Source organism: Kluyvera genomosp. 3 (assembly GCF_011765685.1).
Classification (GTDB): Bacteria; Pseudomonadota; Gammaproteobacteria; order Enterobacterales; family Enterobacteriaceae; genus Kluyvera; species Kluyvera georgiana_A.
On sequence record NZ_CP050321.1, the window covers coordinates 1,463,195 to 1,478,739 of the forward strand.

The window sequence follows — 15,545 nt, forward strand, 5'->3', positions numbered from 1 at the left end:
CCTGACGAAAAAATCATTATGGATGACTTAACCCTGCGTTACTACGACGCCGAAATGCGCTACCTGCTGGAAGCTGGCGAAGAGTTTGCCCGCGCTCACCCCGAGCAGGCGGCCATGCTCAATCTTGATAAAGCGGGCGCGCGCGACCCTTATGTTGAGCGCCTGTTTGAAGGTTTTGCCTTTTTGATGGGCCGTCTTCGAGAGAAGCTTGATGACGATCTGCCAGAGCTGACCGAAGGGCTGGTCAGCCTGTTATGGCCGCATTACCTGCGCACCATTCCTTCGATGTCGGTAGTGGAATTCACGCCCGACTGGCGCGAGATGAAAGAGCCGATGCGCATCGTCAAAGGCTTCGAGGTGCTTTCACGGCCAATAGGCGAGAAAGGCACACGCTGTCGCTATACCACCACCCAGGAGAGGCTGCTTCAGCCGCTCTCCCTTGAGCAGGCCCGGCTGACTACCGATGCCGAGGGCCGATCGGTGGTCACGCTACGCTTTCATTGTAGCGACCTGGCGGACTGGAGCCGTATCGACCTTCGCCGCCTTCCGCTCTATTTTAATGCCGATGCGCCGCTGGCCTGCGCGATGCACGAAGCGTTCACCATGAACGTCGCGCGGATGTGGCTGCGAATGCCCGGCGAGGTTGACGCCAGGCCGCTGGACGCGCATTTTGCCGCGCTGGGATTCGGGGATGACGACATTCTCTGGCCGAAGGGCAACAGCAGCTTCAGTGGCTATCAGCTGCTGCTGGAATATTTCACCTTCCGCGAGAAATTTATGTTTGCCGGGCTGCGTGGGCTGGAGAGCGTCGCATTTCCCGCCGCGCTCCCCTGGTTTGAAATCGACGTGGTGCTGAGCGAACGCTGGGAGCATGACTTTAGCTTTACCGAAAAGCATCTGCGCCTGAACTGCGTACCGGTGATTAACCTGTTTCCGCTGGAGTCCGACCCGCTGACGCTAAATGGTCTCCAGACCGAATATGTGTTGCGCCCGATGCGCGTACAGGATGGCCATACCGAGATCTACGCGGTGGATTCGGTGATGTCATCGAGCCAACACCGCTATGTGCCGTTTTCAAGTTTTCGCCATAAAGGGGGAATGATGCGTCATGAAGCCCCGGAATATTACTATCACACCCGCGTGCGCCGTGGCCCATCCGGGCTGCATAACACCTGGCTTATCCTTGGCGGAGAGGCGTTTGATAACCACACGGTACCGGAGGATGAAAGCCTGTCGCTGACGCTCACCGGCACCAACGGTCAGTTGCCTCGCCGGGCGCTGCAAAGCACCGTGCTTGATACGGTGATGAAAACCACTTCGGCCAGCATCGCCGTACGCAACCTGTGCGCCCCAACGCTACCTTGTTATCCCCCGGCCCAGGACCGTTTTCACTGGCGCGTGTTGAGCCATCTTGGCAGCGGTTTTTTGTCGATGATGGACAACGCGGACGTACTGCGCGGCACGCTGGCGTTGTATGAGTGGACAGACAGCGAGATGAATCGCCGTCGTCTGGAGGCCATCATCGATGTTAAGCACAGTGAAACCGAGCGTTTTGAGCAGGGCTATCTGGTGCGCGGCGTTCAGATAGAAGTCACTCTCGATAGCCATGGTTTTGCCGGGCGAGGAGACATCTGTCTGTTCGGCGAAATGCTCAGCCGCTTCTTTGCGCTCTATACCGACATCTACCTGTTTAACCGCCTGATTATCATTCTGCAACCGACCGGAGAGCGTCTGGAATGGGAAGAGAAGCACAACCGCCGCATTCCCGGCTAAACCCACGGCTGGAAGCCGACCTTTATCGCATCAACTTTTACCGTTTCTGTCAGCTACTGGAAAAACGTCAGCCGGGAAAACCCTTATTGGGTTCGACCAGCCATCCCGCCGATGACCCGGTGCGTTTTGCGCCGCATTCAGGCATGGGCTTTCCGGCCAGTGAACTGAAGGCGATTGAATATGACGAGAACGATGACAGCAGGCCGCCGGTGGTGCGCACCACTTTCATGGGGCTGTACGGTGTCGATTCGCCGCTTCCCACCGCCTACCTTGATGACATCACCCAGCGGCGGGAAGGGCACGAAGCGTTGCAGGGATTTCTCGATATTTTCAGCCACCGTATCCTGACGCAGTTTTACCGTATCTGGCGCAAATATTCCTACCCGGCCACGTTTGAACCTGGGGGGACCGACAGCATCTCGCAGTCGCTGCTGGGGCTGGTCGGGCTGGGAATCCCCGGGACGGCAAAGCAGATTGCCACGCCGGTATCACGCTTTCTGGCGCTGCTGGGCGTGCTGCGCCAGCCGGGTAAAACCCAGGAAGGGATACAGGCACTGGTCAGTCTGTTGGCCCCGGATACTCGTGTCAAAGTCAGCCCATACTGCCTGCGTCCCGTGGCGGTCAGCCAGCCTTTAGGGTTTTACGGTGATGAGGATTTTTTGCTGGATGGCAATACGCCGCTGGGTGATGAAGCGATGGATGCCAGCAGCCAGCTTCTGATCGCACTGGCAACCGACAATCAACAGGAAACCCAGGGCTGGAAACCCGATGGCCTGCTGTATCAGGATTTTCTCATCATGCTGAGGGTATATCTGGGCTGGCGCTTTAAAGCCAAAATCACGCTAACGACCCAGACTCGTCTGCTGACCGCGCCACCGTTGGGTGAGGGGCCTTTCTGGCTGGGGATGAATGGCGTACTGGGCGCTGATGAAGAACCTTTGTCAGACGATATTCCAAATGCGTTTACCACAGAACTGGGCTATTACACCGGCCTTCAGCCGGCAACACCACAACAAGGAAACCGACGTGTTACGTACAAGTTTGACTAAATCTACACGCTGGCTGTTACCCGTGCTGGCTATCATCCTCTCCGGCTGCGGCCTGACCCAGAGCGTCAGCGATGGCACCAAATCGGCCTTTAGCGCGGTGTTTTATAAAAAGATAAAAGTGCTGCATCTGGATTTCACCGCGCGTGAAGCCCTGAATATTGATGCGCGCGAGAATAACTCGTTGTCTGAATCGGTGGTGGTGCGAATTTATCAGCTTAAAGATATCAAGACCTTTGAGCGGAGTGTCTATCAGCAGCTGTTAAATGACGGCGAAACGACGCTGGGCGCGGATTTACTGGCCACTCGCGATGTGGTGGTGAAACCCGGCGGCGATGCGCTGCTGAATATGCCGATGGAAGAAGAAGCAAAATATGTGGCGGTGGTGGGGTTGTTCCGCCATCCGGATATGCACACAAACAGCTGGAAGCTGACAATTGACCGTGAAGCGCTCGACCCGGACAAGGCGCGGGTGATTGAAGCCGGCAATAACCAACTGATGTTATTGCCGCTTAAGGATAAATAATGCCTCAGTCCCATAAATCGCCCTCGCTGTATGAGATGCTCTCCGGTCATTTCGCCGGGGGGCTTGAGCTTCATCGGGTTAGCGAGGAAAACCAGGTCATTTTGTCCGTGCTCGATAACATGCAGCGTATTCTCAACTGTCGAGCCGGTACGCTGGCGCACCTGCCTGACTATGGCCTACCTGACATGACTAAAATCCTCCAGGGAATGCCCGGCACCGCGCATGAACTGATGGGCACGCTGTCTGCCGTCCTGCTCAAGTATGAGCCACGGCTAAAAAAAATCACCGTTGTCCTGTTGGAACAGAATGTCCCCGGAGAACTGCGTTATGCGATTGATGCTGAATTAAAAGGGGTGGGTCTGGTGCGCTATGGCACCGAATTTATGCCTGAAGGGCGGGTGCTGATCAGACATTTTAAACAGCAGCAGTATCTCGATGACACAAACAGAATCTGAGCCACCTTTAACCATCTCGCGCTGACGGCTGCAACGTCATCAAGACGTGAAGCCGCAGCATTTCCTCTCTTCTCTTTTGCTAACGACGTCAAATGGACAACCGGTCATGAATGACACTCCCGCGCGTAAAATTAAAACCGGCGGCGATCCGCGGACGCTGCCGGACTATGCACTCCTTCGCGATGAACTTAACAAGCTGACCCATCCCGCCCGTCCGGACGTGAACTGGCAGTATGTCGAAAAACTCTGTCTCTCCCTGTTTGAGCAGAACGGCGTGGAGCTGCAAACGGCAGCCTGGTACACACTTGCGCGTACCCATCTTGCCGGGCTGAACGGTCTGAACGAAGGGCTGGGGATCCTTGAGGCGTTGATAAGCCATCAGTGGGGCGCGATTTGGCCTCAGGCGATTGCCGCCAGAGTGGATATTCTTAACAGCCTCAGCCAGCGATTACAGCAGCTCATGCGGACGTGGTCGCTGAAGGGCGGCGATCTCAAGGCGCTCTATCTGGCAGAGCAGCGGCTCTCACATCTTGGTGCGGTGCTAGAGGAGCGGGAGCTAAAGCATCTAAGCCAGTTGGATACTTTGCGTAACCTGATCCATAACGGTGCCGTGCGTCTGGAAAACGCCGATGACTCGTCTCTGAAAGTAGAAGATGTGGGGGAAAACGCGCCGCAAAGTGCAGATAAGTGGGTGTATGTGGTTGAGTCACAACGCCAGCCGAATGTTGACGTCTCGGTCGCCGTGGCGGCGCTGAGGCAAAAGTGGGCATTCTTCGCCGCCGGAATGAGTACCATGCTGCTGGTCAGCCTGGCGACGGCGTATGGCTGGCACGCTCTGCACCAACCGGACCCGCAGTTGGCCCGGCTTGATGCTACCCTGGCTCCACTGCCTCAGCCGCTGTCGGCGGCGCAGCTTCAAGCCCTGAAACCGCCTGCGTCTGCGGCTCAGTCCTATATCAACGCCACTCAACGTCAGCTGGCGCATCTGGAACGGCTCTCTCCTGACTGGACGCTAACCTACAGCCGTCAGTTGCTGGAACAGGCGCAGACGCTGTGGCCTGAGCAGGCAACCCCATTGCAAAGCCAGTGGCAGCGGCAGATCAAAGCCTCTGCGCTGCCGACAGAAAAATTAAACGGCTGGCATCAGGGAATGACAACGCTCCAAAAACTGAGCGATCGGCTGAATGGACTTGATGAGCAGAAGGGCAAATACATGACTGTTAGCGAGCTGAAATCAGTGGTTTTTTCCACCATGCAGTCCTTTAATCAATCCATACCGGTCGAAGAGCAACTGCGTGTTTTGTCACAATATACGGCTGGTGAACCTTTACCTGAAGCTGCCCGGTCTCAACTGGAAATGCATCTGAAGCAACTGATCGCTCGATATACGATGCTGGTTCAGCCTGAAATGTATCGCATCAATGAAAATAACATTAAGGAATAGTAGAGGGCGGAACGCTGTTTATCAGGGATTTTTAGCGAGTTCGGCAGACGCCAGGAGAGGGGGATATGGTGTCCCCTGCAGGAATCGAACCTGCAACTAGCCCTTAGGAGGGGCTCGTTATATCCATTTAACTAAGGGGACGAAGCGGCACGAGTATAGCGTTTTTTGCCCATCCGGGTAAGAGCGGTGCCGCTTGACTGCTCAAACAGTCGCCATTCAGAGCTGTTTTTCCTCACGTTTCTGCTTTTTGGCCTCTTGTTCCGCTTTTAAACGAGCCTCTTCTTTGCGTTTATTGCTCATGTCGTTGCGAATTTGCGCGTGACTCATTAAGGCAAAGATAAACGTGCCGCCGAAAATATTGCCCGCCAGCGTGGGAAGCGCGAAGGGCCAGATAAAGTCACTCCAGTGCAGCGTGCCGTTGAAAACCAGATAGAGTATTTCTACGGAGCCCACCACAATATGGGTGGTGTCGCTAAGTGCGATCAGCCAGGTCATCAGGATGATAACCACGATTTTGGCCGCGCCGGCTGCGGGAAACATCCACACCATGGTCGCAATCAGCCAGCCAGAGATGATGGCATTGGCGAACATCTCCGTTGGGCTGTTTTTCATAACGTCGAGGCCTATCTTAATAAAGGCGTCCCGGGTCTCTTCTTTAAAGATAGGCATATACTCAAACGCCCAGGCGGCAAGACCGGTGCCGATCAGGTTGCCGAGCAGGACCACGCCCCACAGGCGCATCAGCAAGCCGACGTTACCCAGCGTCAGATTTTGCATGACCGGCAGGACGGCGGTGACGGTATTTTCGGTAAACAGCTGCTGGCGCGCCATAATGACGATGATAAAACCGAAGGTGTAGCCGAGGTTTTCGAGTAAATAACCGCCCGGTACGCCGTCCAGTTCGACATGAAAAATCCCTTTGGCGACCAACGACGCGCCCATCGATAACCCTGCGGCGATTGCCGACCACAGCAGTGCCATCGCGTCGCGCTCCATCTCTTTTTCGCCTTCCTGACGAATATGTTCATGAATTGCCATGGCACGAGAGGGGAGCCGGTCCTCATCGATTTCGATTTTTTCCCCGCTAAGCTTCTCTTCGCTTTCCACCTTGATGTCATCCATCATAATGTTCCTGAATAAAGAGGCGTATTGCTAAAGCGTAGCGGCTGCTGGCTTAATGGGCGGTGGATATATTCTGAAAGTGCAAAAATGGTAATATTTGTTTTTTTCTCGCCGTTAGAATATAAGCGCCACGGCGTGCTCTTTACCAGGCTATGATCAGATCAATAAAATTGGCTATATAGACATCGTCGGCGTGCTGTTACAATCACTTACACCTAAACAGGCGGATACGATTAAGGTCCGTCATGGATGGCAATCAGTGATAGCCATAATCACCAGGGAGACATTTATGAAGCTTCGCCTGTCGGCGCTTGCGCTCGGAACAACACTGCTGGTGGGCTGTGCAAGTTCCGGAACAGAACAGCAGGGGCGTTCTGACCCGTTTGAAGGTTTTAACCGTACGATGTACAGCTTCAACTTTGACGTGCTGGATCCGTACATTGTTCGCCCGGTCGCCGTCGCATGGCGTGACTACGTTCCGCAGCCCGCGCGTAATGGCCTTGGCAACTTTACCAGCAACCTGGAAGAGCCGGCCATTATGGTCAACTCTTTCCTGCAAGGCGACCCGTACACGGGGATGGTTCACTTCACCCGCTTCTTCCTGAACACCATTCTGGGGATGGGCGGCTTTATTGACGTCGCCGGTATGGCAAACCCGAAACTGCAGCGCGTGCAACCGCACCGTTTCGGCAGCACGCTGGGGCACTATGGCGTAGGCTATGGCCCGTATCTGCAGCTTCCGTTCTACGGCAGCTTCACGCTGCGTGACGAAGGCGGCGACATGGTCGACACCACTTATCCGGTGCTCTCCTGGCTGACCTGGCCGATGTCTATCGGCAAGTGGATGGTTGAAGGCGTAGAGACGCGCGCTCAGCTTCTCGACTCCGACGGCCTGCTGCGCCAGTCTTCTGACCCGTACATTATGGTGCGTGAAGCCTACTTCCAGCAGCATGACTTTATCGCTAACGGCGGCAAGCTGAAGCCGGAAGAGAACCCGAATGCGCAGGCGATTGAGGGCGATCTGAAGGACATCGATTCAGAATAAAAAAGGGTGAACCGCAAGGTTCACCCTTTTTGTCTTCACGTCTTAAGGATTAAAACGCGTAGTTCAGGTTCACGCCGTAGAGCCAGGCTTTACCTTCAGATTCGAAGCTGTACGGGCCTTCTTCGAACTTCACTTTCTGACCATGCATATAAGACACGCCGACGTCGACAGAGGCATCTTTATTAAACGCATAGGTTGTCCCGGCGCTCAGCCAGAAACGGTCCTGATCCGGAATTGAGATGGAGCGACGGTTTGCTGGAACCGGGCTGTCATCGAAAGCGATACCGGTACGGAAGGTCCAGTTATCGTCGTAATAATACGTGGTACCCAGCGCAATGCGGTAAGAGTCTTTAAAGCCTTCTTCTTTATAGAAGAGCGTCTCGCCGTTGCTGTTTTTCGCTTTCAGCTCCTGGAACTGGCTCCAGCTGGTGTACGCGATGCTGTAGTGAATTGCCCACTGCGGCGCAACGCGGTTGTAACCTGAAATTTCCCACATTTCCGGCAGGTTCAGATCCAGAGAGCCGTCGATGGTTCTGCCATCGGTGCCTGCTGGTAGCGGCAGGCTGGCGAACAGTGGACGGAACGCTGCTGGCAGGGACTGTGATGACGGCAGTGAGCTACGGTAGTCGCCGTCGAAGTCAATTTTAACTTCAGAACGGTAGGTGAAGCCGTAGCGGTTGTCTTTGTCTACTTCATACAGCAGACCGGCGTTCCAGCCGAAGCCCCACTCATCGCCTTTCAGACGGGCAATTTGCGTATCCGGCTGGATATTATTGGCATACCCAGCCGCGCCTTGCAGCGCCGGGCTCTGGGCAAAGCCAGGCCTCTGACTGATCTGGCCGGCAATCAGCTGGCCCAAATCGCCCGCGTAGCGTTCGAGCTTCGCTTTGGCATATACGGCGTTAAAGCCTAAACCGAAGCTGAAGTGGTTATTCAAACGGTAGGCACCGCTTAAATTCAGGTTGATGGTTTCAAGGTCGGTTTTCCCGCCCATTGAACCTGCGGCGTAGCTGTTATTAAACTCCGTCGCCAGACCATAGTTAGAGGTCACAGAAGCGCCCCAACCAAACTGATCGTTAATTGGAGCAACGTAGTGGAAGTTCGGTACCCAGGCGGTAGGCGCAATATTGTCCTGGCTGGCATCATTTAATGCCGATCTACCGGTAATGTTGACATCCGGGTCAACAAAAATTGCGCCCGCGGACAGCGTTGGGCGATCGAACATCATAATTAATGCCGGGTTACGGCTGGCGTTACCCGCGTCATCGGCGATAGCGCCTTCACCAGAATAGGCACGGCCCAGACCAGAGGACGAAAATTCATTAAGCTGGAAGCCCGCTGACCAGGCTTGGGTTGAAACAAGTGCCACTGCGACAGCAAGAGCGGACTTCGTGTAACGGGTTTTCTGGCTCATGACCATAACCTCATTGAGTTATTTTTATACAAACAATGTTACATGTAGTAACAGAAGCGCGAAGTGTAGGGGCTGGACTACGACAGAGAAATCAGACCAGTGACGAGAGTATAGGTCTGACCAGCTGGTATGTTGCAATATTGTTTATTAGATTTTTCTAAGATGTTGTTTGAAACGAGATCTGGTTGGCAAAAATGCGGGTTTGGTCATAGCGTCGGAATGCCTGAATTTGTTTTAGATCATTTTTAATTGTGATTTCGGTCACTTATCGCCTTGGATCACATTCTCGACTGGAGACGCACAAAGGGCGGGCGTAAAATAGGCGCATAGTTTATCTGGCACCCTGAGTGCACCAAACAGAGGAAATCTACGATGAGTAAATGTAGTGCTGATGAAACTCCGGTATGCTGCTGCATGGACGTTGGTACCATTATGGACAACTCCGACTGCACCGCATCTTACAGCCGCGTGTTCGCCAACCGCGCAGACGCGGAAGAGACGCTGGCGGCGCTGACTGAAAAGGCGCGCGGCGTAGAATCCGAACCGTGCAAAATCACCGCCGACTTTAAAGACGTTGAAGGCGGCGTGCAGCTGGATATCGACTTTGTCTTTGCCTGCGAAGCAGAAACTCTGATTTTCCAGTTGGGCCTGCGTTAATCGCCCCTGCAAACCACTTCTCTATTAACGCCCCCGTTGCTGATGCCATGGGGGCGTTTTCTTTACTGCTCAGTGTGTTTTAGCTCGCATTTTTTCCTCTCCCTGATTGGCTAAGTGTAAAAAATTAGTTAAGAATGTTATCAGGTCAGACCACTTGGTCGATTTCCGATAACAGGGGAGAGTTATGAGTCAGGCGTTACCACTAATCACCCGCCAGGGCGATCGCATTGCCATTGTCAGTGGGTTACGAACCCCTTTTGCCCGACAGGCGACGGCTTTTCACGGTATACCTGCCGTTGATTTAGGCAAAATGGTGGTGGGTGAAATGCTGGCGCGCAGCGAAATTCCCCCCGACGTTATTGAACAGCTTGTTTTTGGCCAGGTTGTGCAGATGCCGGCTGCGCCCAATATTGCCCGAGAGATTGTTCTCGGCACTGGGATGAACGTGCATACCGACGCCTACAGCGTCAGCCGCGCCTGCGCCACCAGCTTTCAGGCGGTGGCAAACGTAGCGGAAAGTCTGATGGCGGGGACCATTCGCGCGGGTATCGCCGGTGGGGCCGATTCCTCTTCTGTCCTGCCGATTGGCGTCAGCAAAAAGTTGGCCCGTACGCTGGTTGATGCCAACAAAGCCCGTACCCTTGGCCAGAAGCTGAAACTTTTTTCTCAGCTGCGTCTGCGCGATCTGCTGCCGGTACCGCCTGCGGTGGCAGAGTATTCCACCGGGCTGCGTATGGGGGACACCGCCGAGCAGATGGCTAAAACCTACGGCATTACCCGCGAACAGCAGGATGCGCTGGCAAACCGGTCGCACCAACTGGCCGCGCAGGCCTGGGCGGCGGGTAAACTGACAGATGAAGTGATGACCGCCTACGTGCCTCCCTACCGCAATCCGTTGGAACAGGACAACAATATTCGCGCTAACTCTACGCTGGCGGATTACGCCAAACTGCGTCCGGCGTTCGACCGCCAGCATGGCACCGTCACGGCGGCCAACAGTACGCCATTAACCGACGGCGCGGCGGCGGTGATTCTGATGACGGAATCGCGTGCGAAAGAGCTGGGGCTGACGCCGCTGGGTTATCTGCGTAGCTACGCCTTTACCGCTATTGATGTCTGGCAGGATATGCTGCTGGGGCCGGCATGGTCTACGCCGCTGGCGCTGGATCGCGCAGGGCTAACTTTCTCCGACCTGACGTTGATTGATATGCACGAAGCCTTTGCTGCGCAAACGCTGGCGAACATTCAGTGCCTGGCCAGCGAAAAATTTGCCCGCGAGGTGCTGGGGCGCAGCCAGGCAACTGGCGAAATTGAAGAGAGCAAATTTAACGTACTGGGCGGCTCCATCGCCTACGGACATCCGTTTGCGGCAACCGGCGCGCGTATGATCACCCAAACGCTCAATGAGCTGCGCCGTCGCGGTGGCGGCTTCGGGTTAGTCACTGCCTGTGCGGCTGGTGGATTAGGCGCGGCGATGGTTCTGGAGGCTGAATAATGGACGCGATGAAATCGGCATTTACCTTCACCGTACGCCCGGACAATGTGGCGGTCGTCACGATCGACGTACCTGATGAAAAGATGAATACCCTGAAAGCGGAGTTTGGCGGTCAGGTGCGCGCCATCCTCAAACAAATTCGGGACAACAAAACGTTGCAGGGTGTGGTATTTATCTCCGCCAAGCCCGACAACTTTATTGCCGGGGCCGACATTAATATGATTGGCCGCTGTCAAAGCGCCCAGCAAGCCGAGTCGCTGGCGCGTCAGGGGCAGCAGGTGATGGCGGAAATTCAAAGCCTGTCGATTCCGGTGGTGGCGGCGATTCACGGGGCTTGCCTTGGCGGCGGTCTCGAGCTGGCGCTGGCCTGCCATGCGCGCATCTGTTCCGACGATGGGCGGACGGTGTTGGGGCTACCGGAAGTGCAGTTGGGTCTGCTGCCGGGGTCCGGCGGCACTCAGCGGTTACCGCGTTTGATTGGCGTCAGTACCGCGCTGGACATGATTTTGACCGGCAAACAGCTTCGCGCACGTCAGGCGCTGAAAGTGGGGCTGGTGGATGAGGTTGTGCCGCGTTCGATTTTGCTCGACGCCGCTGCGGAATATGCGCGTAAAGCGCATCATGAACATCGCCGTCTGTCGGTGCGCGATCGTATTCTGGCGGGGCCGTTGGGGCGTCATCTGCTGTTCAGCATGGCGGCCAAGAAAACCGCGCAGAAAACGCAGGGCAACTATCCGGCAACGGATAAAATCCTCAAGGTGATTGAAACCGGGCTGGCGCACGGCGCCAGCAGCGGCTACGAGGCGGAAGCTCGCGCCTTTGGCGAGCTGGCGATGACGCCGCAGTCGCGTGCGTTGCGCAGTATTTTCTTTGCCAGTACGGATATCAAAAAAGATCCTGGCGCCAGCGTTGCGCCTGGCCCGCTGGGCTCGGTCGGTGTATTGGGCGGCGGCCTGATGGGCGGCGGTATTGCCTACGTTACCGCCATTAAGGGCAAGCTGCCGGTGCGTATTAAAGATATCAACGCCAACGGTATCAACCATGCGTTGAAATACAGCTGGGATCAACTGGAGCAAAAAGTACGCCGTCGCCATCTGAAACCTGCCGAGCGCGACGCGCAGCTGGCGCTGATTTCCGGTAGCCTCGACTACCGTGGTTTTGCTCATCGTGACCTCGTGATTGAGGCGGTTTTTGAAGACCTCGCGCTCAAGCAGAAGATGGTGGGTGAGGTTGAACACTATTGCGCTCCTCACACTATTTTTGCTTCAAATACCTCTTCTTTGCCCATTGGCGATATTGCTGCCCAGGCACAGCGCCCTGAGCAGGTGATTGGTTTACACTTTTTCAGCCCGGTAGAGAAAATGCCTCTTGTGGAGGTCATCCCGCATGCGGGGACGTCTGAACAGACGATCGCAACGACCGTTAAGCTCGCAAAGAAACAGGGTAAAACGCCGATTGTGGTCGCCGATAAAGCCGGATTCTACGTAAACCGTATTCTCGCCCCGTACATCGCCGAAGCCATGCGCATGCTTGTTGACGGTGAGCGTGTGGAAGACATTGATAATGCATTGGTTAAATTTGGTTTCCCGGTTGGGCCTATTCAGCTACTGGATGAAGTGGGTATCGATACGGGCACGAAAATTCTCCCTGTGCTGGAAGCGGCCTACGGCGAACGTTTTAGCGCCCCTGCAACGTTGATTCAGGCAATTTTGAATGACGATCGCAAAGGCAGAAAAAATGGCCGTGGTTTCTATCTTTATGGTGTAAAAGGGCGTAAAAGCAAGAAACAGGTGGATACCGCGGTCTACGCCTTCGCGGGCATGTCGGCGCGTAACGCCCGCTGCTCGGCAGAGCAGATTGCCGAACGTTGCGTGATGCTGATGCTTAATGAGGCGGCACGCTGTGTTGATGAAGGCATCATCCGTAGCGCGCGCGATGGCGACATCGGCGCGGTGTTTGGTATTGGTTTCCCACCGTTCCTCGGTGGCCCGCTCCGCTATATGGATTCGCTTGGCGCGGGTGAAGTGGTTGCCAGACTGCAACGACAGGCCGGTCTGTATGGCCCGCGCTTTGCGCCGTGCGATGCGCTTTTACAGCGGGCGGAGCGGGGAGAGACCTTTTGGCCCAGGGATGAACAGATTCCATGAATGGCTGTCAAAGTAGGTGAACCCTGATGAATCGCAAGGTTTCTGGCTATTTTGTAAACAGATGTTGACTATACTTACGCCAGTAAGGTAAAAATCAGCGTTTCATTCAGTGAATGGATAAGGCACAATGCCCGGCTACCGCGTCACCCTCAGGGTGACGCTGGTGCTTCTGGTTAACAAAAGCGGTGCAATATGCAAGTGTTTATTATGCGTCACGGCGACGCTGCCCTCGATGCAGCCAGTGACTCGGTTCGTCCCCTGACCGGCTGTGGTTGTGATGAATCTCGTCAGATGGCAACCTGGTTGAAAAACCAAAAAGTGGATATCGGTCGCGTTCTGGTGAGCCCATATCTGCGTGCGGAACAGACGCTGGAAGTGGTAGGGGAATGTATGAACCTGCCAAAAGAGGTGGATGTTTTGCCCGAGTTGACGCCGTGTGGCGATATTGGTCTGGTCAGCGCCTATCTCGGGGCATTAGCGAATGAAGGTGTGTCATCGGTGCTGGTGATTTCTCACCTGCCGTTAGTGGGTTACCTGGTCGCTGAGCTCTGCCCTGGCGAAGTTCCGCCAATGTTCACCACCTCCGCCATTGCCAGCGTCACCCTCGACGCTAACGGTAAAGGCACCCTGAACTGGCAAATGAGTCCCTGCAATCTCAAAATGGCCAAAGCGATTTAACGCGATCGCCATCTGTGCCTTCTCTGTAGGCCGGATGGCGCTACGCTTATCCGGCCTACGTTGACTTACGGCAGCTCCGGCGGCAGCCACTCTTCTACTTCAATCAGCACCAGCAGCGCGGCGTCGCCGCCATACTCCTTCGATGCCTGATGAAAGGCCATCACGTGCGGATGTTGGGCCAGCCACAGCGGCGTCTGCTGTTTGAGAATATGTTTACCGTGACCATGCATGACGCAGGCACAGAACACATGTTCGCGGCGGCAGGCGGCGATCAGCGCGCCCAGTTCCTGCTTGGCCTGCATCTGCGTTAAGCCGTGTAGATCGAGGAACAGCTCGGGCGAGTAGTCGCCGCGACGTAGCTTCTTCAGCTCAAAATGGCTGACATCCTGGCGCACGTATTTTACCGGCCCGTTAGTATTGAGCAGCGGCTGGAATTCGTCGGAAAAATAGTGGCTGTTGTCCGCCTGCTCCTGCAATAAACGTTTAGGCGGCACTTCGCTAATTTTCTTACGCTGCGGGCGGTGGACAATGGTGTCCTGCTTTATTTTGCGCGTGCCCGTCATCAGCTGCTGGAAGAGCGCCTGATCCTCCTCGCTCAATGAGTTTTTGTTTTTCATCGATTCTTCTCAAATTCGCATTTTCCTCTAGTTTACCTTTTCGTTGTCCTTCCTGCAGCGAAAACGCTTTTTTCCCCGCGCCCTACGCAAGAATGCTGATTTATCGCCGTCTTCATGGCAAACTAGCCGCCGAATTTACCCCGACGCATGCCCTGGAGGACAACGTGGATAAGATTTTTGTTGAAGAAGCAGTCAATGAGCTGCACACCATTCAGGACATGCTGCGCTGGGCGGTCAGCCGCTTTAGCGCGGCCGAAATCTGGTACGGTCACGGAACCGATAACCCGTGGGATGAAGCCGTCCAGCTGGTACTGCCGACGCTGTACCTGCCGCTCGATATTCCGGAAGATATGCGCAACGCGCGCCTGACCACCAGTGAAAAACAGCTGATCGTCGAGCGCGTGATTCGTCGCGTCAACGAGCGTATCCCGGTAGCCTACCTGACCAATAAAGCCTGGTTCTGCGGCCATGAATTCTACGTTGACGATCGCGTGCTGGTGCCGCGCTCGCCGATTGGCGAGCTGATCAACAATCGCTTTGCCGGCCTGATTAACCATCGCCCTGAGCATATTCTCGATATGTGCACCGGCAGCGGCTGCATCGCGATTGCCTGCGCCTATGCCTTCCCGGAAGCGGAAGTTGACGCCATCGACGTCTCCACCGACGCGCTGGCCGTGACCGAATACAACATCGAAGAGCACGGCATGATCCACAACGTCACGCCGATCCGCTCCGATCTGTTCCGTGACGCGCCCCAGTTGCAGTACGACCTGATCGTCACTAATCCGCCGTACGTGGACGAAGAAGATATGTCCGATCTGCCGTCAGAATATCGCCACGAGCCCGAGCTGGGCCTGGCCTCCGGTTCCGACGGCCTGCACCTGACCCGCCGCATCCTCGGCTGCGCGCCGGATTATCTGACCGACGACGGTATTCTGATTTGTGAAGTGGGTAACAGCATGGTACATCTGATGGACCAATATCCGGATGTTCCGTTCACCTGGCTTGAGTTTGATAACGGCGGTGACGGCGTCTTTATGCTGACCAAAGCGCAGTTGGTTGCCGCGCAGAACCACTTCGGGCAGTACAAAGACTGATTTATCCAGCACGCAACAACAGAACAACG

Annotated in this window: 14 protein-coding genes and 1 tRNA gene; 11 read left to right on the forward strand and 4 right to left on the reverse strand. The window is 55.3% G+C overall.

All coding sequences use genetic code 11. The annotated features are described in order from the left end of the window. Window positions 1–18 precede the first annotated feature (18 nt). The 5 genes from tssF to GY169_RS06880 all read left to right on the forward strand — a co-directional run bounded on the left by tssF (window position 19) and on the right by GY169_RS06880 (window position 5,244). Window positions 19–1,773 carry a type VI secretion system baseplate subunit TssF gene (tssF, locus tag GY169_RS06860; RefSeq protein WP_167575317.1) on the forward strand — a complete coding sequence of 585 codons (1,755 nt, stop codon included), beginning with the start codon at window positions 19–21 and terminating at the stop codon, window positions 1,771–1,773. Then, window positions 1,737–2,822, forward strand: coding sequence for a type VI secretion system baseplate subunit TssG (tssG, locus tag GY169_RS06865; protein ID WP_167575318.1), 1,086 nt, complete (start codon window positions 1,737–1,739; stop codon window positions 2,820–2,822). The genes tssF and tssG overlap by 37 nt, the downstream gene beginning before the upstream one ends. Beyond that, on the forward strand, window positions 2,800–3,345 hold the full coding sequence (tssJ, locus tag GY169_RS06870) for a type VI secretion system lipoprotein TssJ (RefSeq protein ID WP_167575319.1): 546 nt from the start codon (window positions 2,800–2,802) through the stop codon (window positions 3,343–3,345). The genes tssG and tssJ overlap by 23 nt, the downstream gene beginning before the upstream one ends. Further along, window positions 3,345–3,800, forward strand: coding sequence for a type VI secretion system baseplate subunit TssE (gene tssE, locus GY169_RS06875; protein WP_167575320.1), 456 nt, complete (start codon window positions 3,345–3,347; stop codon window positions 3,798–3,800). Before tssJ ends, tssE begins: the two co-directional genes overlap by 1 nt. Window positions 3,801–3,906: 106 nt before the next feature. Continuing rightward, window positions 3,907–5,244, forward strand: a complete 1,338-nt coding sequence (locus GY169_RS06880) for a VasL domain-containing protein (RefSeq protein WP_167575321.1) — start codon at window positions 3,907–3,909, stop codon at window positions 5,242–5,244. Between the two features lie 66 nt (window positions 5,245–5,310). Here the strand turns inward: GY169_RS06880 and GY169_RS06885 are convergent. After that, window positions 5,311–5,385: transfer RNA gene (locus GY169_RS06885), tRNA-Arg, on the reverse strand. A gap of 75 nt (window positions 5,386–5,460) precedes the next feature. Further along, window positions 5,461–6,369, reverse strand: coding sequence for a formate/nitrite transporter family protein (locus tag GY169_RS06890; protein ID WP_167575322.1), 909 nt, complete (start codon window positions 6,367–6,369; stop codon window positions 5,461–5,463). A 286-nt stretch (window positions 6,370–6,655) separates the two neighbouring features. On the opposite strand from GY169_RS06890, the gene mlaA reads away from it, so the two are divergent. After that, window positions 6,656–7,411 (forward strand): phospholipid-binding lipoprotein MlaA, encoded by a 756-nt coding sequence (gene mlaA, locus GY169_RS06895; protein WP_065355832.1) that lies wholly within the window; start codon window positions 6,656–6,658, stop codon window positions 7,409–7,411. A 49-nt stretch (window positions 7,412–7,460) separates the two neighbouring features. Here the strand turns inward: mlaA and fadL are convergent, their stop codons facing one another. Further along, complete coding sequence (fadL, locus tag GY169_RS06900) at window positions 7,461–8,825, reverse strand: long-chain fatty acid transporter FadL (protein ID WP_167575323.1); 1,365 nt, start codon at window positions 8,823–8,825, stop codon at window positions 7,461–7,463. Between the two features lie 372 nt (window positions 8,826–9,197). Between fadL and GY169_RS06905 the strand changes: the two genes are divergently transcribed. The 4 genes from GY169_RS06905 (at window position 9,198) to sixA (ending at window position 13,802) form a co-directional block, all read left to right on the forward strand. Next, window positions 9,198–9,482, forward strand: a complete 285-nt coding sequence (locus tag GY169_RS06905; RefSeq protein WP_163448765.1) for a YfcZ/YiiS family protein — start codon at window positions 9,198–9,200, stop codon at window positions 9,480–9,482. A gap of 184 nt (window positions 9,483–9,666) precedes the next feature. Then, complete coding sequence (gene fadI, locus GY169_RS06910) at window positions 9,667–10,977, forward strand: acetyl-CoA C-acyltransferase FadI (RefSeq protein WP_167575324.1); 1,311 nt, start codon at window positions 9,667–9,669, stop codon at window positions 10,975–10,977. 8 nt (window positions 10,978–10,985) lie between these two features. Next, window positions 10,986–13,124 (forward strand): fatty acid oxidation complex subunit alpha FadJ, encoded by a 2,139-nt coding sequence (gene fadJ, locus GY169_RS06915; protein WP_223882167.1) that lies wholly within the window; start codon window positions 10,986–10,988, stop codon window positions 13,122–13,124. A 192-nt stretch (window positions 13,125–13,316) separates the two neighbouring features. After that, window positions 13,317–13,802 carry a phosphohistidine phosphatase SixA gene (gene sixA, locus GY169_RS06920; protein WP_163448763.1) on the forward strand — a complete coding sequence of 162 codons (486 nt, stop codon included), beginning with the start codon at window positions 13,317–13,319 and terminating at the stop codon, window positions 13,800–13,802. 65 nt (window positions 13,803–13,867) lie between these two features. Here sixA and smrB read toward each other — a convergent pair whose 3' ends face one another. Then, complete coding sequence (gene smrB, locus GY169_RS06925) at window positions 13,868–14,419, reverse strand: endonuclease SmrB (protein WP_064543774.1); 552 nt, start codon at window positions 14,417–14,419, stop codon at window positions 13,868–13,870. Window positions 14,420–14,583: 164 nt separating this feature from the next. Between smrB and prmB the strand changes: the two genes are divergently transcribed. Continuing rightward, window positions 14,584–15,516, forward strand: coding sequence for a 50S ribosomal protein L3 N(5)-glutamine methyltransferase (prmB, locus tag GY169_RS06930; RefSeq protein WP_064543790.1), 933 nt, complete (start codon window positions 14,584–14,586; stop codon window positions 15,514–15,516). Window positions 15,517–15,545: the final 29 nt, after the last annotated feature.

Excerpts from the sequence above, each read along its gene's own strand:
- fadJ (WP_223882167.1), top strand. The coding sequence starts at position 10,986 with ATGAAATCGGCATTTACCTTCACCGTACGCCCGGACAATGTGGCGGTC.
- sixA (WP_163448763.1), top strand. The coding sequence starts at position 13,317 with ATGCAAGTGTTTATTATGCGTCACGGCGACGCTGCCCTCGATGCAGCC.
- tssG (WP_167575318.1), top strand. The coding sequence starts at position 1,737 with ATGGGAAGAGAAGCACAACCGCCGCATTCCCGGCTAAACCCACGGCTG.
- smrB (WP_064543774.1), bottom strand. The coding sequence starts at position 14,419 with ATGAAAAACAAAAACTCATTGAGCGAGGAGGATCAGGCGCTCTTCCAG.
- mlaA (WP_065355832.1), top strand. The coding sequence starts at position 6,656 with ATGAAGCTTCGCCTGTCGGCGCTTGCGCTCGGAACAACACTGCTGGTG.
- GY169_RS06890 (WP_167575322.1), bottom strand. The coding sequence starts at position 6,369 with ATGATGGATGACATCAAGGTGGAAAGCGAAGAGAAGCTTAGCGGGGAA.
- GY169_RS06880 (WP_167575321.1), top strand. The coding sequence starts at position 3,907 with ATGAATGACACTCCCGCGCGTAAAATTAAAACCGGCGGCGATCCGCGG.
- GY169_RS06905 (WP_163448765.1), top strand. The coding sequence starts at position 9,198 with ATGAGTAAATGTAGTGCTGATGAAACTCCGGTATGCTGCTGCATGGAC.
- tssE (WP_167575320.1), top strand. The coding sequence starts at position 3,345 with ATGCCTCAGTCCCATAAATCGCCCTCGCTGTATGAGATGCTCTCCGGT.
- tssF (WP_167575317.1), top strand. The coding sequence starts at position 19 with ATGGATGACTTAACCCTGCGTTACTACGACGCCGAAATGCGCTACCTG.
- fadL (WP_167575323.1), bottom strand. The coding sequence starts at position 8,825 with ATGAGCCAGAAAACCCGTTACACGAAGTCCGCTCTTGCTGTCGCAGTG.
- fadI (WP_167575324.1), top strand. The coding sequence starts at position 9,667 with ATGAGTCAGGCGTTACCACTAATCACCCGCCAGGGCGATCGCATTGCC.